25 protein-coding genes are annotated in these 25176 nt (G+C 65.8%); 20 read left to right on the top strand and 5 right to left on the bottom strand.

Going from position 1 to position 25176, the window contains the following annotated elements:
* Positions 1–12: 12 nt before the first annotated feature.
* From FJ988_RS08665 to FJ988_RS08650, 4 genes are read right to left on the bottom strand one after another with little or no spacing between them, the layout of a single operon-like run.
* Positions 13–840: an ABC transporter permease gene (locus tag FJ988_RS08665; RefSeq protein WP_140816473.1), complete on the bottom strand. Its 828-nt coding sequence runs from the start codon at positions 838–840 to the stop codon at positions 13–15.
* Complete coding sequence (locus FJ988_RS08660) at positions 840–1736, bottom strand: ABC transporter permease (protein ID WP_140816471.1); 897 nt, start codon at positions 1734–1736, stop codon at positions 840–842. Before FJ988_RS08660 ends, FJ988_RS08665 begins: the two co-directional genes overlap by 1 nt.
* Positions 1736–2794, bottom strand: coding sequence for an ABC transporter ATP-binding protein (locus tag FJ988_RS08655; RefSeq protein ID WP_140816469.1), 1059 nt, complete (start codon positions 2792–2794; stop codon positions 1736–1738). The genes FJ988_RS08660 and FJ988_RS08655 overlap by 1 nt, the downstream gene beginning before the upstream one ends.
* Positions 2795–2820: 26 nt before the next feature.
* On the bottom strand, positions 2821–3867 hold the full coding sequence (locus tag FJ988_RS08650; RefSeq protein WP_140816467.1) for an ABC transporter substrate-binding protein: 1047 nt from the start codon (positions 3865–3867) through the stop codon (positions 2821–2823).
* 177 nt (positions 3868–4044) lie between these two features.
* Between FJ988_RS08650 and FJ988_RS08645 the strand changes: the two genes are divergently transcribed.
* The 15 genes from FJ988_RS08645 to FJ988_RS08575 all read left to right on the top strand — a co-directional run bounded on the left by FJ988_RS08645 (position 4045) and on the right by FJ988_RS08575 (position 18208).
* Entirely contained in the window at positions 4045–4668 is a 624-nt protein-coding gene (locus tag FJ988_RS08645; RefSeq protein WP_140816465.1) for a MarR family winged helix-turn-helix transcriptional regulator, read from the top strand.
* 72 nt (positions 4669–4740) lie between these two features.
* On the top strand, positions 4741–5664 hold the full coding sequence (locus FJ988_RS08640; protein ID WP_140816463.1) for a hydroxymethylglutaryl-CoA lyase: 924 nt from the start codon (positions 4741–4743) through the stop codon (positions 5662–5664).
* Positions 5665–5673: 9 nt separating this feature from the next.
* On the top strand, positions 5674–6423 hold the full coding sequence (locus tag FJ988_RS08635; RefSeq protein WP_140816461.1) for an enoyl-CoA hydratase/isomerase family protein: 750 nt from the start codon (positions 5674–5676) through the stop codon (positions 6421–6423).
* On the top strand, positions 6420–7607 hold the full coding sequence (locus tag FJ988_RS08630; protein WP_140816459.1) for a CaiB/BaiF CoA-transferase family protein: 1188 nt from the start codon (positions 6420–6422) through the stop codon (positions 7605–7607). The genes FJ988_RS08635 and FJ988_RS08630 overlap by 4 nt, the downstream gene beginning before the upstream one ends.
* 44 nt (positions 7608–7651) lie before the next feature.
* Positions 7652–8389 (top strand): enoyl-CoA hydratase/isomerase family protein, encoded by a 738-nt coding sequence (locus FJ988_RS08625; RefSeq protein ID WP_246688478.1) that lies wholly within the window; start codon positions 7652–7654, stop codon positions 8387–8389.
* Positions 8376–9995 (top strand): AMP-binding protein, encoded by a 1620-nt coding sequence (locus tag FJ988_RS08620; protein ID WP_140816455.1) that lies wholly within the window; start codon positions 8376–8378, stop codon positions 9993–9995. Before FJ988_RS08625 ends, FJ988_RS08620 begins: the two co-directional genes overlap by 14 nt.
* Before the next feature lie 10 nt (positions 9996–10005).
* Complete coding sequence (locus FJ988_RS08615; RefSeq protein WP_210242749.1) at positions 10006–10968, top strand: nitronate monooxygenase family protein; 963 nt, start codon at positions 10006–10008, stop codon at positions 10966–10968.
* A 6-nt stretch (positions 10969–10974) separates the two neighbouring features.
* Positions 10975–12570, top strand: a complete 1596-nt coding sequence (locus FJ988_RS08610) for a GMC family oxidoreductase (RefSeq protein WP_140816453.1) — start codon at positions 10975–10977, stop codon at positions 12568–12570.
* A gap of 163 nt (positions 12571–12733) precedes the next feature.
* Positions 12734–13804 carry a dihydroorotate dehydrogenase gene (locus FJ988_RS08605; RefSeq protein WP_140816451.1) on the top strand — a complete coding sequence of 357 codons (1071 nt, stop codon included), beginning with the start codon at positions 12734–12736 and terminating at the stop codon, positions 13802–13804.
* Positions 13801–14718, top strand: coding sequence for a DUF6282 family protein (locus tag FJ988_RS08600; RefSeq protein WP_140816449.1), 918 nt, complete (start codon positions 13801–13803; stop codon positions 14716–14718). The genes FJ988_RS08605 and FJ988_RS08600 overlap by 4 nt, the downstream gene beginning before the upstream one ends.
* Before the next feature lie 22 nt (positions 14719–14740).
* Entirely contained in the window at positions 14741–15073 is a 333-nt protein-coding gene (locus tag FJ988_RS08595) for a cupin domain-containing protein (RefSeq protein WP_140816447.1), read from the top strand.
* Between the two features lie 26 nt (positions 15074–15099).
* On the top strand, positions 15100–16527 hold the full coding sequence (locus tag FJ988_RS08590; RefSeq protein ID WP_140816445.1) for an NAD-dependent succinate-semialdehyde dehydrogenase: 1428 nt from the start codon (positions 15100–15102) through the stop codon (positions 16525–16527).
* 38 nt (positions 16528–16565) lie between these two features.
* A complete protein-coding gene (locus tag FJ988_RS08585; protein ID WP_140816443.1) occupies positions 16566–16895 on the top strand; it encodes a hypothetical protein in 330 nt (109 codons plus the stop codon).
* A 6-nt stretch (positions 16896–16901) separates the two neighbouring features.
* Positions 16902–17330, top strand: a complete 429-nt coding sequence (locus FJ988_RS08580) for a RidA family protein (RefSeq protein WP_140816441.1) — start codon at positions 16902–16904, stop codon at positions 17328–17330.
* On the top strand, positions 17327–18208 hold the full coding sequence (locus tag FJ988_RS08575; protein ID WP_140816439.1) for an amidohydrolase: 882 nt from the start codon (positions 17327–17329) through the stop codon (positions 18206–18208). Before FJ988_RS08580 ends, FJ988_RS08575 begins: the two co-directional genes overlap by 4 nt.
* Before the next feature lie 10 nt (positions 18209–18218).
* Here FJ988_RS08575 and FJ988_RS08570 read toward each other — a convergent pair whose 3' ends face one another.
* Positions 18219–19034: an IclR family transcriptional regulator gene (locus FJ988_RS08570; protein ID WP_140816437.1), complete on the bottom strand. Its 816-nt coding sequence runs from the start codon at positions 19032–19034 to the stop codon at positions 18219–18221.
* 221 nt (positions 19035–19255) lie between these two features.
* Between FJ988_RS08570 and FJ988_RS08565 the strand changes: the two genes are divergently transcribed.
* The 5 genes from FJ988_RS08565 (at position 19256) to FJ988_RS08545 (ending at position 24883) form a co-directional block, all read left to right on the top strand.
* A complete protein-coding gene (locus tag FJ988_RS08565) occupies positions 19256–20626 on the top strand; it encodes an aminotransferase (RefSeq protein WP_140816435.1) in 1371 nt (456 codons plus the stop codon).
* 5 nt (positions 20627–20631) lie between these two features.
* Positions 20632–21738 (top strand): ABC transporter ATP-binding protein, encoded by a 1107-nt coding sequence (locus FJ988_RS08560; RefSeq protein ID WP_140816433.1) that lies wholly within the window; start codon positions 20632–20634, stop codon positions 21736–21738.
* A gap of 38 nt (positions 21739–21776) precedes the next feature.
* On the top strand, positions 21777–22817 hold the full coding sequence (locus FJ988_RS08555; RefSeq protein WP_140816431.1) for an ABC transporter substrate-binding protein: 1041 nt from the start codon (positions 21777–21779) through the stop codon (positions 22815–22817).
* Positions 22818–22891: 74 nt separating this feature from the next.
* The gene (locus FJ988_RS08550; RefSeq protein WP_140816429.1) at positions 22892–24076 is read left to right on the top strand and encodes an ABC transporter permease; all 1185 of its coding nucleotides are present in this window, start codon (positions 22892–22894) and stop codon (positions 24074–24076) included.
* A 12-nt stretch (positions 24077–24088) separates the two neighbouring features.
* Positions 24089–24883 (top strand): ABC transporter permease, encoded by a 795-nt coding sequence (locus tag FJ988_RS08545; protein ID WP_140816427.1) that lies wholly within the window; start codon positions 24089–24091, stop codon positions 24881–24883.
* Positions 24884–25176 lie beyond the last annotated feature (293 nt).

Raw genomic sequence — 25176 nt, 5'->3', positions numbered from 1 at the left:
GGTGCGGCTGGATCAGCGGTTGTCGGTCGCCTTGACGCCGTCGCGGCGCACGAATTGCGCGGCGATGAGAACGACGATCGACAGCACCACCAGCATGGAGGAAATCGCCGCGACGGTCGGATCGACCTGATCGCGTATGTTGGCGAACATGCGCTTGGTCAGCGTCGACGTCGCGCCGCTGGAGATGAAGAGCGAGACGACGACTTCGTCGAAAGAGGTGACGAAGGCAAACAGCATGCCGGAGATCACCGAGATGCGGATCTGCGGCAAGGTCACGGTGAGGAAGGCGCGCAGCGGTGAAGCGCCCAGGCTGCGCGCGGCGCGTTCCTGGTTGGCGTCGAAGCTTGCCAGGCCGTTGCTGACGGCGATGATTACGAACGGGATGGCGAGCGTCGTGTGCGCCAGCACCAGCCCGGTCAGCGTGTTGTTGAGGTCGAGCCGCGAATAGACGAAGAAGGCGCCGATGGCGACGAAGATCAGCGGCACCATCATCGGCAGCATCAGCGCGCCGCGCACGATCGGATCGAGATTTCCGGCACGCTTGTGGAGGCCATAGCTGGCGAGCGTGCCCAGCACCGTGGCCAGGATCGTCGTGCTGCACGCGACCTTGAGCGAAACCACCGCCGAGCGCAGCCACTCGTGCGAAGTGAAGAAGGCCTCGTACCACCGGAGGCTCCAGCCGCGCGGCGGGAATTCGAGATATTGCGAGTCGGAGAAGGACAGCGGGATGATGATCAGGCAAGGGATGACGAGAAAGGCCATCACCAGCGCCACCAGCCCGTAGAGCCACAGACGCTGGCCGTGGGTGATCTGGGTTGAGGACGCGGCGCGGCTCAGCATCAGCGCTCTCCGAGAGACGTGCCGAGGCGCCGGACGCCCCATTTCATCAGCCATAGGATAAGGCCGGTGACGACGAGCAGCGCCACGCTCAGCGCGCTCGCCGCGCCCCAATTGGCGAATTTGGCGACGGCATCGGCGATCTGCGTCGACCACATGGCGACGCGGCCGCCGCCGAGCAGCGCCGGCGTCAGGTAGAAGCCGAGGCAGAGCACGAAGGTGAGCGCAGCACCGGCGCCGAGACCCGGCGCCGACAGCGGCAGGAACACCTGGCGGAAAGCCTGCGCCGGCGAGGCGCCGCAATTGGCGGCGGCTCTGAGATAAACCGGGTCGATGGCGCGCATCGAGGCATAGAGCGGCAGGATCAGGAAAGGCAGCATCACATGCACCATGCCGATGACCGTGCCGGTCAGATTGTTGACCAGCGGCAGGGATTCGCTGATCAGGCCGAGCTGCTTCAGCCAGGTGTTGATGATGCCTTCGCGCTGCAACAGGACGAGCCAGGCGTAGGTCCTGACCAGGACCGATGTCCAGAACGGCAGGATGACGAAGACGAGCAGTATCTGCGCCGCGCGCTTCGGGAGTTGCGACAGCAGATAAGCGACGGGATAGCCAAGCAGGATGCAGACGCCGGTGACGAGCGCGGCCACCTCGAGCGTGCTGACGAAGCTGTTGACGTAGGCCGGGCGCAGCAGTCGGGCGTAGTTCTCGGCCGACAAGGCGCCCGAAGCATCGAACAGCGACAGCCAGGCGAGCCATGAAAACGGAACGAGCAGAACCAGCGCTACCAGCAGCATGGCCGGGACCGACAGTCCGAACATCGCCAGCCGATGGCGGCGCTCGTCATCGCCGAGCAGTCCGGCGTTGAGAGGCTGCGTGTCGAGCGCGGCTGCCGTCATCAAGGGGCTTCCTCGACCAGGACGCTGGCCTCCGGCTTCAGCCACAGGGTGAGCGTCTGGCCGGGCTCCGGCAGCGGCTTGTCCTCGGTCGGCGCACGGCGGATCGATATTTCGTGGTCGCCCGGCAGCTTCAGCGAGATCGAGTGGCTGTCGCCGCGATAGACGACATCGACGACCAGTCCATCGATGCGATTGTCGCGCGCCTCGTCGCCATGCCAACCGAGACGCTCGGGCCGCACCACCAGCCATTGCGCGTCGGCGGCCGAGGGCGGCTGCGCCAGTTTCAGCCGGCGCCCGGCAAACTCATATCCGTCGCCCGACCTGCCGACGGGAAGCATCCGCGTCTCGCCCATGAAGCTTGCCACGAAACGGCAGTTGGGCCGGTCATAGATGTGTTTCGGCGTGTCGAGCTGCACGATGCCGCCGTTGCGCAGCACGGCGATGCGGTTCGACATGGTCAGCGCCTCCTGCTGGTCGTGGGTGACATAGATGGTCGTCATCCCCAGCCGGTCGTGCAGGCGCTTCAGCTCGATCTGCATATGCTCGCGCAGGTTCTTGTCCAGCGCCGACAGCGGCTCGTCCATCAAGAGCAGCTTAGGCTCGAAGACGATGGCGCGCGCCAGCGCCACGCGCTGCTTCTGGCCGCCGGACAGTTCGGTGATGCGACGGCCGGACAGATGCGCCATCTGCACGGTTTCGAGCGCCTGCCTGACGCGCTCGCGCGTCTCGGCTGCCGCAAGACCGCGCAGCTTCAGCGGGTAGGCGACGTTGTTGAAGACGTCCATATGCGGAAACAGCGCATAGTTCTGGAACACCATGCCGAGGTCACGCTTGTGCGGCGGCTTGGTGATGAACTCCACGCCGTCGACCAAAAGGCTGCCGCTGTCGGGGCGTTCGAAGCCGGCAATGACGTTGAGCAGCGTCGTCTTGCCCGAGCCCGAGGGCCCGAGCAAGGTCAGGAACTCGCCGGGCTCGATGTCCAACGATACGTTGTCGAGCGCCGTGAACGTGCCGAACGCCTTCGAGACGTTTCGTATGGATACGGCGCCCGACGTCATGCTTTCTCCTCCCGTCAGCGCAACGCTCAGTTGGAGATCAGCAAGCTGTAATCCTCGCGAACCAGCTCGTTGTTGTCGCGCCACCAGTTCGCGTCGATGAATGTCTGCTTGGCGACATTCTCAGGCGACATGTTGGACTTCGCAAGCACGTCCGGCGAAAATTTGCCGACCTTGAAGGCGAGGTTGTTGGTCGGTCCGTAATAGGGCATCATTTCGGGGATGCGCGCCTGCACCTCGGGCGAAACCACGCCGGCGATGAATTTCTGCGCCGCCGCGACATGCTTGGAGCCCTTGAGGATGGCCAGGCAGCCATAGCCGAGGATGCCGTTGTCGTAGGTGAATTCGACCGGCGCGCCGTCCTTGATGACCGAAGCGACGCGGCTGCCCCAGATCGCCATCATGTCGACTTCCTTATCCTTGATGAGCTGTGCCGACTGGGCGCCCGACGACCACCAGACCGAGATGTTCGGCTTGATCTCCTTCAGCCGTTCGAGCGAAAGCTTGGTGTCCAGCGGATAAAGCTTGTCCTTGGCGACGCCGGCGCCGAGCAGCGCGATCTCCATCATTTCCTGCGGATAGGTACTGAGCGCCCTGCGGCCCGGGAACGCCTTGACGTCCCAGAAGTCCGCCCAGCTGGTCGGATGCTTGTCCTTGTAGACGTCGGTGCGCCAGGCGAGCACCACCGAATAGGTGTTGGTGGCGATCCAGTGTTCGCCATAGGCCTTCTTGTCGAAGCCGTCGGTCTTGATGGTGTTGTAGTCGAGCGGCTCGAACAGGCCTTCTTTGCCACCGACCGCGCATTCGTCCGCGCCGAGATGCACGATGTCCCAGGTCGGGCTTCCCGACTGCACCTGCACGCGCACCGAGGCGAGACCATCCTGAGTCTCTTCCGAAAGCGTCACGCCGGCGGCGTCGGCGGCGGGCTGCCACAGCGTGGCGCGCAGGTCTTTTTGCAGATTGCCGCCGAAGCCGGAGATGGTCAGCGTTTCGCCGGCCGCGAACGCGCCCGTGGCCATAAACAGTGCGGTTGCCGCACCCAACATGTTCGCGATTGCAAGGCGCTTCAGATGCATGGTTTTCTCCCTGTGATTGAGCGGTGCCGTCGCACCGGCCTTTCCCCAGGGCTTCGATGCGCGACAAGATCGACAGGACGTCACGGTCGTGCCAATCTGGTTGATTAAATGAACTATATGGTTTATCTTGTCAACTAAATTCGGGCAGCTCGCTGCTGCGTGTCGTGGAGGCTGACCATGAACAAATCAAAACACGGCTGGGTCAAGGCTCCTTCTCCCTATGGGCGGGATGCGCGCGGCGAGCGCGAGCGGGAGGCCGGATCGCGCGAGCAGGTGCATCGCGCCGGCTGGAGCCTTGAGGACGATGCCGCGGCGCCTGATATCAGGGACCTGTTTTCCTTCGAGCTTCAGCGGCTTGCCGGTCTTTCGACGCGCATCGCCACTTTGTCGATCCGGCCGAAATACGGCCTGACGGCGCGCGAATGGCGCGCCCTGGCGGTGCTGAGATATCTTGGAACCGTGCCGTTGCAGGAGCTTGCCAAGCATAGCGGCCTGCTAAAAAGCCAGATGAGCCGCACCGTTTCAGGTCTCATCGACCGAGGCTACATACAGAAGGCGGCCAATCCGGAGGACGGCCGCTCAATCCTACTGCGCCTCAGTCCGGAGGGCCTCGACCTGTCGGAGCGTGTCCTGGACGATTCCTTCGAGCGCAACGAACATATGCTGGCGACGCTCAGTTATGCCGAGCGGCAGATACTGGTCGAGTTGATGCGGCGCGTCATCCGCACCAGTTCGACCTATTTCCACGATCTCAAGCAGCAGGCTACGCAGTCCGATCTCGACCAGTTGGATGAGGAATAGGGCATTTCAAAATATGGTTGACTGAGTGAACGGTATAGTTCACAAAAGCAACTAAATTAGGTTGAATGGCTCATGAATTCCGCCGTTGTGATCTGCGAATGCTTTGCCCGCGACGGCCTGCAGCATGAGACTGCGGCCATCGCGGCGCATGACAAGATCGAGATCATCGACGCCATCGCCGATGCCGGCTTTTCCCGCATCGAGGCGACAAGCTACAGCCATCCGGCACAGGTGCCGGCCTTCGCCGATGCCTCGCAGGTGCTGAAGGGCATCGATCGGCGCGAAGGCGTCTCCTACAAGGCCACCTGTCCGAACGGGAAAGCGGTCGAGCGGGCGCTCGCCGATTTCGCCGCCGGCTACGGCGCCGAGGAACTGAGCCTTCTCGTCTCGGCGACGGAAGCGCATACCGAGCGCAATCTGCGCACGACGCGCGAGAAGCAGTGGCGCAACGTTGCCGAGATGGCGGCGCTTGCCGGCCGGCGCTTCCGGCTGATCGGGGTAGTCTCGATGGCTTTCGGATGTCCTTTCGAAGGCAAGGTCGACCAGGGCTCGGTCGTCGCCGACATTGCGCATTTCGTCTCGATCGGCGTACGCCATGTCACGGTGGGCGACACGACGGGGCATGGCACGCCGTCATCGGTCCGCAGTCTGTTCGAACGTGTCGCGCGCGATGTACCCGAGGTGACGGCGATCGCGCATTTCCACGACACCCGGGGAACCGCCTTGGCCAATTGCGTGGCCGCCTATGAGGCCGGATGCCGCTGGTTCGACAGCGCGCTCGGCGGCGTCGGCGGCCATCCGGCGCAGATCCAGTATGGCGAAGGCTATACCGGCAATGTCGCGACCGAAGATCTGGTCAATCTGTTCGAGGCCGAGGGTGTCGCCACCGGTCTCGATCTCGATCGCCTCAGCAAGGTCTCGCTGCTTTGCGAGAAGACGCTCGGGCGAACGCTGCAAAGCCGCGTGGCCCGCGCCGGCTATGGCTTTCTCGGCTAGGAGGCCGGCATGGAACAGGCAAGGCAAGCTCCAGTGCTGATCGTAGAGAACCGCGCGGCGGTCCGCATCGTCAGCCTCAACCGTCCGGACAAGTTGAACGCGCTCGACACCGAACTGACGCAGGCGCTGCATGACGCGCTGCAAGCGGCAGATGGCGATGCCGGCGTGCGCGCGATCGTGCTGACCGGCAATGGCCGCGCCTTCTGCGCCGGAGCGGACCTGTCGGAGTTCAAGCAATTGACGCCCGCCAACCAGGATCTGGTGGAGAAGCGGGCGGACCTCACCTGCCGCACGCAGGCGATGATGCAGAAACTGTCGAAGCCGATCGTCTCGGCCGTGCGGGGGGCCGCGGTCGGCGGCGGCGCCGGCCTCGCCATCGGCTGCGACATGATGGTGGCGGCCGCCGACCTCAAGTTCGGCTATCCCGAGCTCAAGCATTCTATCGTGCCGGCGCTGGTGATGACCGGCCTGCAGCGCTCGTTGGGGCGCAAGGCGGCGTTCGAGATGATCAGCCTCGGCCGGCTGATCGGCGCCGAGGAAGCGCTGAAGTTGGGTCTCGCCAATCGCGTGGTCGAGCCGGATCAGGTCGTCGAGGCTGCAATCGCGATTGCCGAGCAGTGGGCGGCGGCCAATCCGCGCGCCATGGCGGCGGTCAAGGCGCTCTACTATCAGGTCGCGGATTTGCCCTATGATGAGGCGATGGCGGCCGGACGCGACGTCAACGCCGCCATGCGCGCCTTCAGGGAAGACAAGCCATGAAGCCGCTCGAGGGAATACGCATCCTCGATTTCTCGCGCGTGCTCGCCGGGCCGATGGCGACGCAGATCCTGGCCGAGATGGGCGCCGAGGTCACCAAGGTCGAGCGTCAGGGCACCGGCGATGAATCGCGCAGCTTCGAGCCGCGCGTCGCCGGCGGCGAGAGCGCCTATTTCCTCGCTTTCAACAGAGGCAAGCGGTCGCTGACGCTGAACCTGAAATCGCCGAAGGGCCAGGAGCTGGCGCGGCGGCTGGCGGCCGAGTCTGACGTCGTGCTGGAGAATTTTCTGCCCGGCGAGATGGAGCGTTTCGGGCTCGGCTACGATCGGCTTGCCGGCCTCAATCCCGGGTTGATCTATGTGTCGAGCACCGGCTTCGGCCAGACCGGACCTTATCGGAACCGTCCCGGCTACGACACGGTTTTCCAGGCGCTGTCGGGGCTCATGCATCTGACCGGCCATGCCGATGGCCCTCCGGCCAAGGCCGGCATTCCGGTCGCCGACATGAGCTCCGGGCTTTGGATCGCGATCGCCATTCTCAGCGGGCTGGTCGGCAAGGCGAGGCACGGCAAGGGCTGCCGCGTCGACCTGTCGATGATGGACGTGCAGGCAAGCCTGCTGGCGCTCGCCGCCGCCAGGCTGTTCGCGCTCGACGAGGATGTGACGCGCGCCGGAACCGAGCATCCCGGCCGCGTTCCTTCCGCCGCCTTCGAATGTTGCGACGGCGGCTGGCTCCACATCAGCGGCAGCGACCAGCATTGGCCGGCGCTGGTAACGGCGCTCGGGCTTGCCGAGCTGGCGGCCGACAGCGGGCTCGACAAGAATGCCGGACGCGTCGCGGACCGCGAGCGGGTGATGGCCGCGATGCGCTCCGCCATCCTCCGGCATGATCGCGCGCCTCTGGCGGAACAGCTGCGGGCCGCCGGCATCCCGGCCGGTGAGGTCAACACCGTCCGCGAGATCCTCAGCGATCCGCATATGCAGGCGAGGGGCGTCGTGGGAGCCTTCGAGCATCCGAGCGCCGGCCGCTTTCCGGCTCTGCGCACGCCGGTGCGTTTCGAGGGGTTCGACGATCCCGAGATCGGCTGCCCGCCCCGGCTCGGCGCCGACACCGAGCGCATCCTGTCGGAGGAACTGGGACTCGGCGCGGCCGAGATCGAGACGCTGAAAACGGAAGGGGTTGTTTGAAGATGAGTGCGCCCGCAACCGTTGTTTGCCGCCGTGAAGGGCCTGTGGCCCATCTGGTCCTGAACCGCCCGCAAGCCCGCAATGCATTGAACCTCGAAATGTGCGTCGAGTTGCGCCGCCATTTCGAGGAACTCGATGGCGACAAGGACGTCAGGGTGGTGCTTGTGGCATCGACGGGTCCCGTCTTCTGCGCCGGCGCCGATCTCAAGGAGCGCGTCGACAAGGACGAGCGCTGGGTGCTCGAACGCCGCAGGGCTTCTTTCGCCGCCTATGACGCCATCGCCCGCTGCGGCAAGCCGGTCGTCGCCCTCGTCCAGGGACCAGTGGTCGGCTCGGGCGGCGAAATCCTGATGAGCTGCGACTTCGCCATCGCTTCGGACAAGACCACCTTCCGCTTCCCGGAACCGCAATGGGGCACGGTCGGCGCGACGCAGCGCCTGCAGCGGGTGATCGGCAAGATACGGGCGAAGGAACTGCTCTTTACCGGCCGCATCATGCCCGTGGCGGAGGCCTACGAGCAGGGCCTGGTTGCCCGCGTCGTGCCGCATGAAGACCTCGCCAAGGTCGGCGAGGAGGTCGCCGCGGCCATCGCGGCGGCGCCGCCGCTCGCCATCGCGCTGACCAAGCAGGCCGTCGATCTCGGCCACGAGACCGATCTCGCCAACGGCATCCGCATCGAGCTTGCGGCTATCGAACGCTGCCTTGCCGACGGCGGCTGGCGCGACGGCATCAAGAAGTTCATCCAGCAGGCCGAGACCGGAGCCGCCAATGGCGAAGGTTGATCTCGAACTCTCGGGCTTCTTCCCGCTCACCGTCGCAGAGGCGCTGCGCCGGACGGCGGCCACCGCCCCCGACATAGAGGCGATCGTCGCGCCGGACGGGCGCGTCACCTGGGGCGCCCTGGCCGACGATGTCGCGCGCGTCGGCGCGGACCTCGCCGCCCAGGGCATCCGCAAGGGCGATCGCGTCGGCCTTTGCCTGGGAAACTCCGTGCAGTGGATGGCGATCTTCCTGGCCCTCGGCTCGCTCGGCGCCGTCACAGTGCCGGTCAACACGCGTTTCGTTGCCAGCGAGATGGCCTACGCGCTGCGCCAGTCGAAGGTCGGCACGCTGATCACCTGCGACCGCCTGTTCAAGATCGATTTCATCGCCATGCTGCGCGAGATATGCCCGGCGCTCGACCATAGCCTTCCAGATCCGGCCGTTCCGGAGCTGCGGAAGATCATCGTCATCGGCAACGATGTGCCGGCCGGCGCGGTCGGTTGGAGCTCGATCGCAATCGCGGGCACCGCCGGCGCGGCCGCGACCCAGGCGTGCGGCCCGGATGATCCGCTGCTCATCCAGTACACGTCGGGCACCACGTCGTTCCCCAAGGGCGTGGTGCTGACCCACCGCAACATGCTCGCCAACGCCTACTTCTCCGGCCTTCGAATGGGCTTGCGGCCGGGTGACCGGTTCCACAGCGCGCGGCCCTTTTTCCATGTCGCCGGCACGACACTGTCGATCCTGTCGGTGCTGCAGCACGCCGCCACCTTGGTCAGCATGGACCGCTTCGAGGCTGGCGAGGCGTTGCGGCTGATGGAGGCGGAGCGCTGCACGCATTTTTCCGGCAACGACACCATGGCGCTGATGCTGCTCAATCATGCCGACCGCGCGCGGCGCAAGCTCAGCCTGCGCGGCGCGTGGCTGGCCGCCTCGCCGACCATCGTGCGGCGGGTGATCGACGAACTCGGCGCGCGCGAGTGCGTGGTCGGCTACGGGCTTTCGGAGGCCTCGCCCAATGTCGCGCAATCCTGCTTCTGGGAACCGGAAGAGATCAGGGTGAGCGCCGCGATGCGGCTGGAGCCCGGGGTCAGCGTGCGTATCCGCAGCAGTGATGGCAGCGATGCCGGGATCGGCGAAAGCGGCGAGATACTGGTCCGCGGCTGGAACGTGATGCTCGGCTATTTCGACAAGCCGAAGGAGACGGCCGAGGCGCTCGATACCGAGGGCTGGCTGGCGACAGGCGATCTGGGTTCCCTCGATGCGAGCGGGCGGCTCACCTTCCTCGGTCGCGCCAAGGAGATCATCCGCGTCGGCGGCGAGAACGTCTCGCCCGCCGATGTCGAGAATGCGTTGCATCGTCATCCGGCGATAAGGCAGGCGGCGGTTGTCGGCGTTCCGGAAGAGCGGCTGGTCGAAGTGCCGGCCGCCTTCGTCATCCTCAATGACGGCCATGCCGCGGATGCGGAAGAGATCAAGGCCTGGGCAAAGAGCGAAATGGCCGGTTTCAAGGTGCCGCGGCATGTCTGGATCGTCGACAGCTTCGAGGCTATCGGGATGACAGCCAGTTCCAAGATCCAGAAGAAGCAGCTTGCCGCGCATGCGCGCGGCCTGCTCGGGCTTTGAGGAGAGCGTCGTGCGGATCGAGACACCGGTCACGCGGCTGCTGGGCATCGACTTGCCGATCGTCCAGGCCGGCATGTCCTGGGCCTCGTCGAACGCGGCGCTGCCGCTCGCTGTGTCGCGCGCGGGCGGCCTCGGCGTCATCGCCGCCGGTCCGATGTATCGCGACGACCTCGCCGCCGCGATCGATGAGGTCCGCGCGGGCACCGACCGGACCTTCGCCGTCAACCTGCCGCTTTACCGGAAGGGCGTGGACGAGATCATCGATCTGCTGATCGAGAAACGCGTACCGGTGCTGATCGCCTCGCAGGGCGGGCCGAAGAAATACATCGAGCGCTTCAAGGCCATCGGCACTGTCTGCCTGCATGTGGTCGCCGGGGCCGAACATGCGCGGAAGGCCGCCGATGCCGGCGTCGACGGGCTGATTGCGGTCGGCGGCGAGGCGGGCGGCCATCCGCCGCCGGAGCTGGTCTCGACGCTGGTGCTCGGCCGGGCGATCGCCAAGGCGGTTCCCGATATGCCGCTGATCCTTGCCGGCGGCTTCGCCGACGGGCACGGCCTGGCGGCGGCGCTGGCGCTTGGCGCCGGCGCGGCCCAGTTCGGCACCCGCTTCATGCTGTCGAGTGAGGCGAGGCTGCACGATGCCTATCGGCAGCGCCTGCTCGGCGCCGGCATTGCCGATACGCTCGTCGTCGGCCGTGGGCTGGGCATGATCCGCGTGCTGAAGAACCGCTTTGCCGAAGAGATGAGCAAGGCCGAGGAGAATGGCACGGACGACGAGGCGCGCCGCGCGCTGTTTGCCGCCGGCACGCTCAAGGCCGCTGCCTTCGACGGCGATGTCGACCAGGGCAAGCTGGAAGCGGGTCAAAGCGTCGGCCTCGTCGGCGACATCCTGCCCGCCGCTGACATCGTGCGCATGATCGCCCGGGAATATGCCGGTGTCGTGGCCTCGCTGCCGCATCCGGTCGAAAGCTAGAAGGGAATGTCCGTCCACGACTACGTCATCGTCGGCGCCGGCTCCTCGGGCTGCGTGCTCGCCAACCGGCTGGTGAGCGCGGGCAAGAGCGTCCTGCTGCTCGAGGCCGGCCCGCGCGACGACACGCCCTTCATCCACATTCCGGCGACCTTCGTGCGCGTGCTCGGCACCAAACGCACGTGGATGTACCGCACCGAGCCGGAACCCGGCGCTAACGGCCGCGTGCTGACGGTGCCGCAAGGGCGCACGCTGGGCGGCGGCTCGTCGGTCAATGCCATGATCTATATCCGCGGCCAGGCCGAGGACTATGACACATGGCGCGATCTCGGCTGCGTCGGCTGGGGCTATGACGACGTATTGCCGGTCTTCCGCCGCAGCGAGGACAACGAAACCTTTTCCAACGCCTTCCATGGCACCGGCGGTCCGCTCAAGGTTTCTGAGCCGCGCCATCGCCATCCGATCAGTTCCGCCTTCGTGCGCGCGGCGCAGGAGATCGGCCTGTCCCATAGTGCCGATTTCAACGGCGCGACGCAGGCCGGAATCGGCTTCTACCAGACGACCACTTTTGCAGCCCGCCGCGGCTCGACGGCCGCCACCTATCTGAAAGCGATCCGCCATTCGAAGCTGCTGACGCTGCATGTGGAAGCGGCGGCCGAGGGGCTTGTGTTGGAAAACGGCGCCGCTGTCGGAATCCGCTATCGCAAGGCGGGGCAGGTTTTGGAAGCGCGCGCCAGGGAGGAAGTGGTGCTGTGCGCCGGCGCGCTGGCGACGCCGAAGCTGCTGATGCTCTCGGGCCTGGGTCCCGCCGCCGAACTGGCCAAGTTCGGAATTCCCGTCACGCGGCACCTGCCCGGCGTCGGTGAGAATTTTCAGGACCACATCACCGCGTCCGTCTACGGCATCACCGACCGGCCGATCTCGCTCAAGGGGCAGGACAAGGGCCTGAGGGCGATCGCGAACGGCCTGCAATATCTTTTCGCGCGTTCCGGTCTGTTGACGTCCAATGTGGTCGAGAGCGGCGGCTTCGTCGACACGAACGGGCAGGGCAGGCCGGATATCCAGTTCCACGTCACCCCGGCCCTGGTCGGCGATGCCACGCGACAGGCCATGGAGGGCCATGGCGTGTCGATCAATCCATGCATCCTGCGTCCAGTGTCGCGCGGCAAGGTTTCGCTGCGCAGCCGCGAGGCCAACGACCCGATCGTCTTCGTCGGCAACAACCTGACGAGCCGCGAAGATGTCGACACGCTGGTGCGTGGCCTGAAGCTTGCCCGCGATATCCTTGCAGCTCCGTCGATGCGGGCGCTGGGTTTTCGCGAGCTTGCGCCCGGCGATGGCGACAAGAGCGACGCCGAGCTGGAGCACCATGCGCGCTCATTGGCCAAGACGGTCTATCACCCGGCAGGCACCTGCAAGATGGGCGCCGACGAGATGGCCGTCGTCGACAGCAAGCTCCAGGTTATCGGCGTGCCGCGCCTTCGGGTCGCGGACGCCTCGATCATGCCGACACTGGTCAGCGGCAACACCAACGCGCCCTGCATCATGATCGCCGAACGCTGCGCGGATTTCCTGCTCGCGCGCGATCGAGGCCAGGCCGGATAAGCGCAAGACCCAGCTTCACGGATGTCTTCGAACCGTATCGCGGCGGTTGACGCAGTCAGCGGCGCGTTGTATCAAGAGAAACGTTGTTTTGTTATACAAAACGAACGGTAATGGATCTCCGCGCGCTGCCTGGCGGCGAAAGGCGGAAACTTCGGGAACCGGAATGGTCAGGCTGCGCTGCACTGTCGGTCGCGTCGAGCTCAAGAATCCGCTAATCGCCGCGGCCGCCGAGCACATGATCGACGCCGCGGGCGTGGAGGCGGCGATCCGCGCCGGCGCCGGCGCCGCGGTGGTGAAGTCGACCAATGAATCGGAAGCCGCGAAGGACCAACTGCAACGGGCCGAATATGTCGCCCTTGGCGCGGACTGGCGGCCGGTGCCGTGGAGCGGCGACGCGCCAGACGACGTCACCATCGCCAGCCGCTCCGGCCTCACGCCGCAATTCTTCGAAACATGGCTCGATCAGGCTGTTGCGCTCGAACGCAAGGCGCGCGCCCGTGACTGCGTGCTGGTGGCCAGCCTGATCCTCGCCGACCTCGACCAGGCCGTGGGCATGGCTCGCCAGGTCGAGCAGGCGGGATTGCCGGTGCTCGAATTCAACATCGGCACGCCCTATGCGAGCCAGGCCGCCAAGGGTGCCGTCAGCACGGAGCTGTCGCCGGAACGCGTCGGGGCAATCGTCGCCAGGATCCGCCAGACGGTGTCGATCCCGCTCTGGATCAAGCTTACGGGGCAGAGCGAGCGCGTGCCCGACCTCGCCGACGCGGCGTTTTCCAATGGCGCCGATTCCGTCGTCATGGCGGGCCGGTTGCTCGGCTTCATTCCCGATGTCGAGACGCTGGAGCCGATGCTCGGCACGAGCCTTGCCGTCGGTGGGTTCTGGAACCTGCCGCTGACCTGCCAATGGCTGGCGCTGAGCCGCGCGCGCCTCGGTCCGGACCGGCCGCTGATCGGCATCAACGGCGCGCGCAACGGCCTGGACATCGCCCGCATGCTGCTCGCCGGCGCATCCGCTGCGGGCATCGCGTCGGCCGTGATGCTGCGCGGCTTCGGCGTCATCGGCGACAGCCTCGCCGAACTCGATCGCTGGCTGGAAGGCAAGGGGCTGACCGCCGGCGACGCCGTCGGCCTCGCCGCCGACCGACGCAAGAGCTTTGCACAGATGCCGCTGCGCACCGACCACTGGCGGCAGTTCATACCGGCCGCGCCGGAACCCGGGAGAGAGACACGATGAGCGACACGATCGATCCGCAGAAGGAAGCGACCATCACCAGGCTGATGCAAGGCGCCGTCGACCTTCATGTCCACAGCGGCCCCTCGCTGATGCCGCGCGCCGTCGATCACATCGAGGTGGTCAAGCAGGCGGCTGAAGCCGGAATGGCGGGGATCCTGCTCAAGGACCACTACTATCCAACGATGCCGATCGCGCATCTGATCAACAAGCATTTCCCGAGCCCGGTCACCACGCTTGGCGCCATCGTGCTCAACAACCCGCTCGGCAGCCTCAACCCGAGCGCCGTCGACTATGCGCTGAAGCAGGGCGCCCGCATCGTCTGGATGGCGACGGCGCATGCGCAGAACCACATCGATCACGACAAGAAGGACGCCGACTTCAAGAACAAGTTCCCGGTCAACAGCAAGAAGACGGTGGCGCCGGTCGGCTGCCGGCTGATCGACGACGCGGGCAAGGTGACCGACGAGGTCAAGCTCATCCTCGACCTCGTCGCGCAGGCCGATGCGGCGGTGTCCGGCGGCCATCACCATATCAGCGAGCTCTGGCCGTTCTACGAGGAGGCCAAGGCGCGGGGCATCAAGCGGCTGTTCCTCAACCACCCGACCTACGTCAACGACGGCTCCTTCCAGGACGTTGCGCAGCTGGCGCGTATGGGCGTCATGATCGAGCATTCGATCTGCATGTTCGTGCCCTCGACCTTCTACCTGTTCGACCGCGAGCATCTGCGCCAGGTCATCGACGCCGCCGGCGTCGAGAACACTTTCTTCGGCTCCGATCTCGGCCAGAAGAACAACCCGACCCCGGTGGAAGGCTTCCGGCTGATGATCGCGCTCCTGCTCGACCTCGGCTACGGCGAGGCCGATGTCCGGCGCATGGTCGCCACCAACGCTTCGCAATTCATCGGCCTGTCCTAAGCCTGTTCCCAAGGAGGATTTCATGAGCATTCATTCCATCGACTGGGAAGCGATCGACTGGACGCCGGTGCGGCCCGGCATCGAGCGCAAGGCGTTCTCCGGCAATGGTGCGACGCTGGCGCTGCACCGGCTGTGGCCGGGTCATGAGTTGAAGCCGCATTCGCACCCCAACGAGCAGATCGTCTACATCCTCGAGGGTCTGGTCGACTTTCATATCGGCGACGAAGTGGTGCGTCTGGGGGCAGGCGGCCTCGCGCACATTCCGGGCGATGTCGTGCACTATGTCGAAGTGGTCGGCGACAGCCCGGCCCTCAATCTCGACGTCTTTACCCCCGCCCGCCCCGAATACGCCTGACCCAGTTCTCAAGGATTGCATTTGTCATGACCAAATCCCTTTTCATCGGCGGTGCCTGGACCGATGGCACCGGCTCGCGCCGCGGCAAGGTCGTCAATCCCGCGACCGGCGAGGCGATCGGCACAGTTGCCTTTGCCGAGGCGGCCGATCTCGATGCCGCACTTGCTGCCGCCGAGAGCGGCTTCAGGGTCTGGCGCAAGGCCACCGCCTTCGAGCGTTACCGCATCCTGACCAAGGCAGCCGACCTGATGCGCGAACGGGCCGAGACGATCGCCCAGGCGATCACGCGCGAACAGGGCAAGCCGCTCGCCGAGTCGCGCATGGAAGCGGGCGCTGCCGCCGACATCACGGATTGGTTCGCCGAGGAGGGCAGGCGCGCCTATGGCCGGGTCATTCCCTCGCGCCTGCCCGGCGCGCGCCAGGTCGTGCTGGCCGAGCCGGTCGGCCCGGTCGCGGCCTTCAGCCCTTGGAATTTCCCTTGCGGACAACTGGTACGAAAGCTGGCCGCCGCGCTCGCGGCCGGCTGTTCGATCATCGCCAAGGCGCCGGAGGAAACGCCGAGCTCGGCAATCGAGCTGGTGCGCTGCTTCGAGGAGGCCGGGGTTCCGGCCGGCGCACTCAACCTGGTCTTCGGCGTGCCGGCGGAGATCTCGTCCTATTTCATTCCGTCGCCGGTGATCCGCAAGATCTCCTTCACCGGCTCCGTCGCCGTCGGGCGTTCGCTGTCGGCGCTTGCCGGCCAGCATCTCAAGCGCACCACCATGGAGCTCGGCGGCCACGGTCCCTTCATCGTCTGCGACGACGTCGATGTCGATGCCGTCGCCCGGATCGGCGCCGGCATCAAGTTCCGCAACGCCGGCCAGGTCTGCACTTCGCCGACGCGCTTTCTCGTCGACGACAAGCTCAAGGGCCGTTTCACCGAGGCGTTCACCGCGCTGGCCGAGAAACTGGTCGTCGGCAATGGCGCCGCCGACGGCACGCAGATGGGGCCGCTGGCGCATGCGCGCCGGGTCGACGCGCTTGACGGTTTGATCCGCGATGCGGCTGAAAAGGGTGCGCGCGTCGTCACCGGCGGCCGGCGGATCGGCAATGAAGGCTATTTCTACGCGCCGACAGTGCTGGCTGACGTGCCGCTGTCGGCGCGCATCATGAGCGAGGAGCCGTTCGGCCCAGTCGCCATCGTCAACGGCTTCGGCACGCTGGACGAGGCGGTGGCTGAGGCGAACCGCCTGCCATACGGGCTCGGCGCCTATGCGTTCGCAGCCTCCACCGCCAAGGTCGCGAAGATCGGCGACGAGGTCGAATCCGGCATGATCTCGATCAATCACTTCGGCTTTGCCGCGCCCGAGACGCCGTTCGGCGGCATCAAGGACAGCGGCCATGGCGCCGAAGGCGGCAGCGAAGGCCTGCAGGCCTATCTGGCGATGAAGTTCGTCAGTCAGGTCGCGGCGTAACGGGCCGGGCCGGCAGTCTGGCGGAGGCGGCGCGAGTGATGGATATCGACTATCGGCATCTGCTCGTCGGCGCCGCTCCGTCCTTGCGCTACGGGCCGGCCACAGCGTCGCGGATCGACGCGCTGCTGTTGCGCGCCGAGGGCTGCGTCATCAGCCGGCAGCGCGGTCGGGCTTTCGCGGACGTCAATGTCGACGGCGTTTCGCATCGCGTCGAGTTCGATCGTGAGGCGGACCTCGAGCAATTCGTCAGCGGGGTCCGGTCGCGCGGAATTCCCCTGCATCGCGATCGCGAGGTTGTCCTTGCCGTGCTGGGCATTGGTGCCGTCCTGGTCCTGACGATCGCGCTTGCCCTCTGGCTGAGGCCCTGACATCCGATGGACCGTCGGCGATCGATCTATATTCCCGGCTTTCGCCACAAGAACCCTATTCCCAATGCAGCAATCATCGGCGATCTGCTGATGTCAGGCGTCATCAACGGCGTCGATCCGGCGACGGGTGAGCTGGCCGACGGGCTCGACGATCAGTGCCGATTCATGTTCGCCCATGTCCGCGCCATCGTCGAAGCCGCCGGCGGTACGACCGGCGACATTCTCAAGATCACGGTCTGGATGCGCGACAGGTCGAAGCGCGAAGCGCTGAACCGCGAATGGCTGGCCATGTTTCCGGACGAAGCCAGCCGCCCGGCGCGGCACAGTTTTCAGGCCGAACTCGAAGGCCGCATCGAAATCCAGTGCGACGTCACGGCCGTCATCGGCGGCGCGCAATCCCGGCCGCGTTCAACCGCTATCGCGGGCGACCAATGACCGACTATTTCCCATTCGATCCGCATCCCGTGCCGGCCTGTAAGGTACCTCCCTCCGGCGCCACGGATTGCCAGTTTCACGTCTTCGGTCCAGCGGACGTCTACCCTGCGCGCAAGGGCGCCGCATACGAGATGCCGCAGGCGACCGTAGAGAAGGCGCTCGCCATGCACCGGGTGCTGGGCATCGAGCGCGGCGTCATTGTGCAGCCGACCACTTATGGCACCGACCACTCGGCACTTCTCGACGCGCTGGCGCTCGCGGGTCCGCACTATCGCGGCTGCGTGATCGCGGCGGCGCTCACCGATTGCTCCGACGCCGAACTGGCAAGGCTCGACGCGGCCGGCGTCGGTGGCGCGCGGTTCAATTTCCTTGGTGCCGTCAATCTCGCCCCCGACCGCAAGATGCTGGACCGCGCCTATGCACGTGCCCGCGAATTGGGCTGGCACGTCAAGATCCAGCCCGGCCAGGACGGCATACTGGACAGTCTTGCGCTTTACGAAACCGTCGACGACCTGCCGGTCGTGATCGACCACATGGGACGGCCGGACCTTCGTCAACCGGGCCATCAGGCGACGGTACAAAAGGTCGTCGATCTGCTGCGAAAAGGCAATTTCTGGGTGCTGCTCTCCAATGGTCACAAGATATCGCAGGCCGGCTTTCCCTGGCATGACGTGCTGCCGGTGGCGCGCGCCTATATCGAGGCCGCGCCCGACAGGGTGTTATGGGCGAGCGACTGGCCGCATCCGCTGTCGAAGACCCAGCCGCCGAACGATGGCGCGCTGCTCGATCTGTTGTTTCGCTATGCCGGCGACGAGGCGACGGCGCGCCGTATCCTCGTCGACAATCCGGCGCGGCTTTTCGGGTTCGGCCAGGCCTGATCGTTATGCGTCAGCGGGCGGCGGAATCGAGGCGGCGCCGCGCCTCGACGGCGCCGCGGTCATAGCCGAGATTCCACGAAATGCGCAGGCTGGCCTTGAGCAGGGCCTCGACCTGGACCTGATCCGGCACGGCCTTGATGTTCTGCACCGAGCCGACGATGGCGATCGTGCCGGCGACATCGCCGGCGCGGTCGAAGATCGGCGCCGCCACCGCATTGATGCCGAACGTCTCCTCGCTGGGCGCGGTGATGAAGCCTTGCGCGCGCGCCTGATCGAGCTCGGCCTCCAGCTTCGCCGGGTCGACGATGGTGTGGTCGGTGAGCCGGGTCAGGCCCTGGCGCAGCACATGCTGCAAAAGCGACCGCGGGCTGAAGGCAAGCGCCACCTTGCCCTGGGCGGTGCCGTGCAGCACCAGTTCGCTGCCTTGCCGCACGCCGATCTCGAGGTTGGATTTGCCGAACACCGTGCGCAGCACGACGAGCATGCGGTTGCGCAGCGCCGAGACCACGACGGTTTCGCCGATCTCGTCGCGCAGCGAGGCGATCGCGTCCGCCGAGGCGGTCAGCAATTCGATCCGGCCGGCGGCGACCTGGCCGATCAAATAGGATCTGGTGCCGAGCTTGTAGCGGGCGGAGACCGTGTTCTGGTCGACATAGCCGCGCTCGACCAGCGTCTGCAGATGGCGGAAAACCGTTCCCTTGGTGGTGCCGAGCAAGGCCGCCAGCTCGCTCACCCCAACTTCGCCGGGCGCCGCGGCCACCGCCTCGAGGACGTCGAAGGCCAGTTGCACCGATTTGACGCCGCCGTCGGGCCGAGCCGTGGTCATGCCTGCACTTTCCTTCACGTCCTGCGCGCCGGTTGCGGCGGCTTGAGCACCCGAGTCCGTGCTAACCCGGCCAGCCCCGCAAAACAAGATTCCGCAAAGCCGTCTCGGTTCCGCCGCGTCGGGATCGATCGTCCGCCATCTCGTCGTCAGCGCTAAAAAATCGTCTTGTAATACGAAACATCATTTTGTATCGTAAAACAAGATTGAAACGGGAATGGGTGATGGACCAGGCTCTTCTGAACTCTCCGCATGGCCGCGACATCCGCTTCCATGCCCATCCCCAGACCAATTTCCGGCTGCATGAGCAGGTCGGTCCGATGGTGATCGGCAAGGGCGACGGCGTCCGCATCGCCGACCTGGACGGCCGCCGCTATCTCGACGGCATGGCAGGTCTCTGGTGCGCCTCGCTCGGCTTCAGCGATCGCCGCCTGGCGGACGCGGCTTACGCGCAGATGCTGAAGCTGCCTTATCAGCAGACCTTCGCCCATCGCAGCTCGGAGCCGGTCATCGATCTCGCCGAGGCGCTGCTGGCCAGGGCGCCGGTGCCGATGTCCAGGGCGATGTTCCAGGCCTCCGGCTCGGAAGCGGTCGACACCGCCATCAAGCTGGTCTGGTACTATCACGCCGCCATCGGCAAGCCGCAAAAGCGCAAGATCATCGGGCGGCAGCGCGCCTATCACGGCACGACGGTCGCCGCGGCAAGCCTCACCGGTCTGCCCAACATGCACAATGGCTACGGCCTGCCGCTGCCCGGCTTTCTGCATGTTTCGTGTCCCGATCTCTATCGCGGCAAGGCGGACGGCGAGACCGAGCAGGCCTATGCCGGGCGGCTGGCGGCGGAACTCGAGGCACTGATCCTTGCCGAAGGTCCCGAGACGATCGGCGGCTTCTTCGCCGAACCGGTCATGGGCACGGGCGGCGTCGTCGTGCCGCCCGAGGGCTATTTCGCCGCCGTGCAGAAAGTGCTGCGCAAATACGATGTGCTGTTCATCGCCGACGAGGTCATCTGCGGCTTCGGCCGCACTGGCGACTATTGGGGCTCGCAGCGTTTCGGCCTCGAACCCGACATGCTCACCTGCGCCAAGGGCCTATCGTCGGCCTATTTCCCGATCTCGGCGCTTTTGGTCAACGACCGCGTCTACCAGGCGATCGCCGATTTCACCGCGAGCCTCGGCGGCTTCGGCCACGGCTACACTTATGGCGGCCATCCGGTCGGCGCGGCGGTGGCGCTGGAGACCTTGCGCATCTATGACGAGATCGATGTCTGCGGCCATGTGCGCGCGGTCGCCCCGGCGCTGCAAGACGGTTTGCGGGCGCTCGGCGATCATCCGCTGGTCGGCAATGTGCGCGGCGTGGGCTTCATGGCAGCGGTGGAGTTCGTCGCCGACAAGGCAAGCCGCACGCCTTTCGCGCCGGAACTCGGCGTCGCCAAGCGCATCGCGGAAGCGGTCAAGGAACGCGGCGTGCTGCTGCGCGCGCTCGGGCCGACGCTGGTGTTTTCGCCGCCGTTGATTGCGCAGAACGAGCATATGAGCGAAATCGTCACGGCCGTGGCCGAGAGCCTCGACCAGATTCACGCCCAATTGAGCTGACCTTGATGACCGAACGGCCGACCGCCGATCCCGCAGTACCGCCGATCGTTTCGTTCCGCTCGGTGACGAAGCGCTACGACCCTAAATCCACGGTCGTGGATGATCTCTCGCTCGACATCGTCAAGGGCGAGTTCCTGACGCTGCTCGGGCCGAGCGGTTCCGGCAAGACCACGACGCTGATGATGCTCGCCGGCTTCGAATGGCCGAGCTCGGGACGCATCTTCATGGATGGGCAGGACATCACCGACCTGCCGCCGCACAAGCGCGACCTGGGCGTCGTCTTCCAGAGCTACGCGCTCTTCCCGCATATGTCGGTCGCCGACAATGTCGCCTTCCCGCTCGCCGTGCGCAACGTCTCGGCGGAGGAGAAGAAGCGCCGCGTCGCCGAGGCGCTGGAGCTCGTTCATCTCTCCGGCTTTGGCGACCGCAAGCCCGGCCAATTGTCCGGCGGCCAGCAGCAGCGCGTGGCGCTTGCCCGCTCGCTGGTCTACCGGCCGCGAATCGTACTGATGGACGAGCCGCTCGGCGCGCTCGACAAGGCGCTGCGCGAGCAGATGCAGCTTGAGATCAAGCAGATCCATCGCCAGCTCGGCGTCACCTTCGTCTATGTCACCCACGACCAGGACGAGGCGCTGACCATGTCGGACCGGGTCGCCGTGTTCCATGAAGGCCGCATCCAGCAGATCTGTTCGCCGGTCGAGATCTACCGGCGCCCGCGCACGCGCTTCGTCGCCAGTTTCCTCGGCGAGACCAACATGCTGCCGGGCACCGTTGTCGGCGCCGATGGCGCCATGGCCGAGATCAAACTCGCCAATGGCGTCGTGCTGCGCGGCCTGGCCGGCGAGGGCATCGCCGCCGGCAAGGAGGCCGTCCTGGTGGTGCGCCCCGAAGCGATCCCCGAAATCCATGCCGCGGATGCCGGCGGCAACGCCATCGAAGGCACGCTGCTCGACCAGCTTTTCCACGGCGACCATGTGCGCGTCCGCATCACCGTCGCAGGCGGGCAAACGGTGCAGCTCAAGCTCAGGCCGCAGGCCTGCTCCGGTCTCCCGGCGGCCGGCGAGACGCTGCGCCTTTCCATTCCGGTCGAGGAGGCTCTGATCCTCGCCTGAATCCTGATCCATCAAAACCAAACAAAGGGGAACTTGAAATGCAAAAGAAAACGACACTGCTCATCGCTTCGCTTCTCGCCTGCACGGTCTTCGCGGCCGGCGCGTCCGCGCGCGACCTCGTCATCGTCTCCAACGGCGGCACGTTCCAGGAGGCGCAGAGCAACGCCATCTTCAAGCCGTTCGAGAAGAAGACCGGCATCAAGGTCGTCGAGGACACCTGGGACAACGGCATCGGCGTCATCCGCACCAAGGTCGAGGGCGGCGACAGCGGCTGGGACATCGTCAATGCGGAGAGCGAGGAACTGGAGATCGCCTGCCAGGAAGGCCTGATCCTGCCGCTCGACATCGACAAGCTCGGCGGCAAGGACAATTACGTGTCCGGCGCCGTCCACAAATGCGGCATCGGCGCTGCGATCTACAATCACGTGCTTGCCTACGACAAGACCCGCGTCAGCGCTGTGCCGAGCTGGGCCGACTTCTTCGACCTGAAGAAATATCCGGGCAAGCGCGCTCTTCGGGCATCGCCCAAGACCAATCTCGAATTCGCGCTGATCGCCGACGGCGTGCCGCTCGCCGACGTCTACAAGGTGCTGTCGACGCCCGAGGGTGTCGACCGCGCCTTCGCCAAACTCGACACCATCAAGTCGTCGCTGGTGTTCTGGACCGCAGGCGGCCAGCCGATGCAGCTTCTCGCCTCCGGCGAAGTGGTGATGACTTCATCCTTCAACGGCCGTGTCACCAACGCCATCAACAAGGACCACAAGCCGTTCGGCATCGTCTGGGACAAGTCGCTGCAGACGGCCGACAGCTGGGTCATCCTCAAGACCTCGCCGAATGTCGACAAGGCCTATGAGCTGTTGAAGTTCGCCGGCGAGGCCGAGCCGCAGAGCCATCTGCCCGAGGTCCAGCCGATCGGCATCACCTCTGCCAAGGCCATGACCATGGTCAAGCCGGAGCTGCTCGCCGACCTGCCGACGGCGCCTGAGAACGCCAAGGACGTGCTGCAGATCGACGACGCCTTCTGGATCGACAATATCGACGCGTTGACCGCGCGCTGGGCCGAGTGGTCGGCACAGTAAAGCCAGTCTAGGCTGGGACCTGCGCCACCGTTCGGGTTGGCGCAGATCCCAGCGTCGCGCGGGGAGGTGATTTCATGCTGAAGGGACAAAGAGGCGGAGTGCTGCGCAGCTACGCGCTGATCGCGCCGCTGTTTTTGTTCCTGCTCGCCACCTTCCTGCTGCCGGTCGGCATGATCCTGTGGCGCAGCGTCTCCGATCCCGAATTGCGCGCGGCGCTGCCCGCGACGGCCGCGGAGCTTTCGTCCTGGAACGGCCAGGGCCTGCCACCGGCCGCTGCCTATGCCGCGCTGGCCACCGACCTCAAGGCAGTCGACGGCGCCAGCCTGGCCTCGCTCAGCCGACGGCTCTCCTACGAGAACCCGGGCTTCCGCGCCTTGCTGCAATCGACCAAGCGGAAGCTGGAGGCGGCGCCCGCCGGCGCCGCGCCGGATCTCGTGGCACTCGATCCGCAATGGGGCGCGAACAAGACGTGGCAGGCGATGAAACGGGCCGCCGGTCCGGTCGGCATCTACCACATCCTGTCTGCGCTTGATCTGAAGCGGGACTACGAAACCGGCATCGGGCCGGCCCGGCCGGGTCAGGCGCTCTACCGTTCGATCATCCTGCGCACTTTCATGATCGCCTCCACCACGGCGATCATCGCGCTGGCGCTTGCCTTCCCGCTCTGCGCCTTCCTTGCCCGCCAGAGTGACCGTGTCCGCAATCTCCTGCTGTTGATGGTGCTTTTGCCGTTCTGGACCTCGATCCTGGTCCGCACCACCGCGTGGCTGGCGCTTTTGCAGGATCGCGGCGTCATCAACACGCTTTTGATGGATATGGGCGTCATCGATCAGCCGATGAAGCTGCTCTACAACCGCATCGGCGTCATCATCGCGCTGGTGCATGTGATGCTGCCCTTCATGATCTTTCCGTTGCTCGCCTCGATGCGCTCGATCGACCCGCGCCTGTTCAGGGCGGCGCTGTCGCTCGGCGCCACGCCGTTCTATGCCTTCCGGCGCGTCTACCTTCCGCAGGTGATGCCAGGCGTCATGGCCGGCACGCTGATGGTCTTCGTCGTCACGCTCGGCTTCTATGTCACGCCGATGCTGGTCGGTGGTCCGGGCGACCAGATGATCAGCTATTACATCGCGCTCTACACCACCGGCACGCTGAACTGGGGCCTTGCCTCTTCGCTCGGCTTGATCCTGCTTGTCGTCACGCTGTCGCTCTACGCCGTCCAGAATGCGCTGCTGCGACGCAGCGGCGTCGGCGTCCGCTAGGAGGTGGCAGGTATGAGACAAACTCCCGCAAGCCGCCTCGGCCATTTCGGCCTCGGGCTGACGGCCGCGCTTGTGCTCGCTTTCCTGATGGCGCCGCTGATCGTCATCGTGCTGTTCTCGTTCAAGGACAGCGGCGACTTCACCTTTCCGATCACCGGCTGGTCGCTGAAATGGTACCGCGACTTCTTCACCAGCCCGACCTGGATGGCGGCGCTGCAGAACAGCCTGATCCTGGCCGTCTCCACGACTTTGCTGGCAACGCCGCTCGGCACTATGGCGGCGCTCGGCCTTGCCGCGCCGCAACTGCCGGGACGGCGGCTGATCTCGGCTTTCCTTTTGATCCCGATGATTGCGCCGGTCGTCATCGTCGGCGTCGGCATGTATTTCGTCTTCTCGATGACCGGCCTGACCGCGACCTTCCCCGGCCTCATCCTCGGTCACACCTCGCTCGCCGTCCCCTTCGTCGTGGTGACCGTCTCGGCCGTGCTCACCGGCCTCGACCGGCGGCTGCTGTGGGCCGCCGCCAGCATGGGCGCGCCGCCCTTGCTTACCTTTCGCAAGGTGACGCTGCCGGTCATTCTGCCCGGCATCGCGTCCGGCGCGCTGTTTTCCTTCGCCACCTCGCTCGACGAGGTGGTGGTGACGATGTTCCTGGCCGGTCCCGGCCAGCGCACGCTGCCGCGCGAGATGTTCACCATCGCCCGCGACACGCTGACGCCGACGATAGCCGCGGCCGCCACGGTGCTGATCGCCGCGTCGATCGTGCTGTTGATCGCGTCGAGCGTGCTTGGACGATCGAATCGATAGCCTCTGCGCTCCCACAATCGCGGTTGTCCTCGACCTGCATCGCGGCGACGGATTTTCCCGCCTGCGCGATATCCATTAGTATATACTGATATGGCGTAATTTGCACGGAACTTGGCGTAATATGCCAAGAATTGTTCGGCCAACGGCGCGACGCTGATGCCAACAACGAAGGGGAAGACAGGACCGGAAACGGTCCCGTCCGAAGTCGCAAAGACCGAAACTAGACCGGAAGTGCGTGAGCCGCCCGATTGCGGGCGCGCCGGCGCGCGCCCGCCAGAAAGGCAGATGGGAGT

The sequence above is a fragment of the Mesorhizobium sp. CU3 genome (assembly GCF_006442965.1).
Taxonomy (GTDB): domain Bacteria; phylum Pseudomonadota; class Alphaproteobacteria; order Rhizobiales; family Rhizobiaceae; genus Mesorhizobium.
The sequence above is the reverse complement of the archived record's forward strand: the minus strand, read 5'-3'. Positions and strand labels throughout refer to the sequence as shown.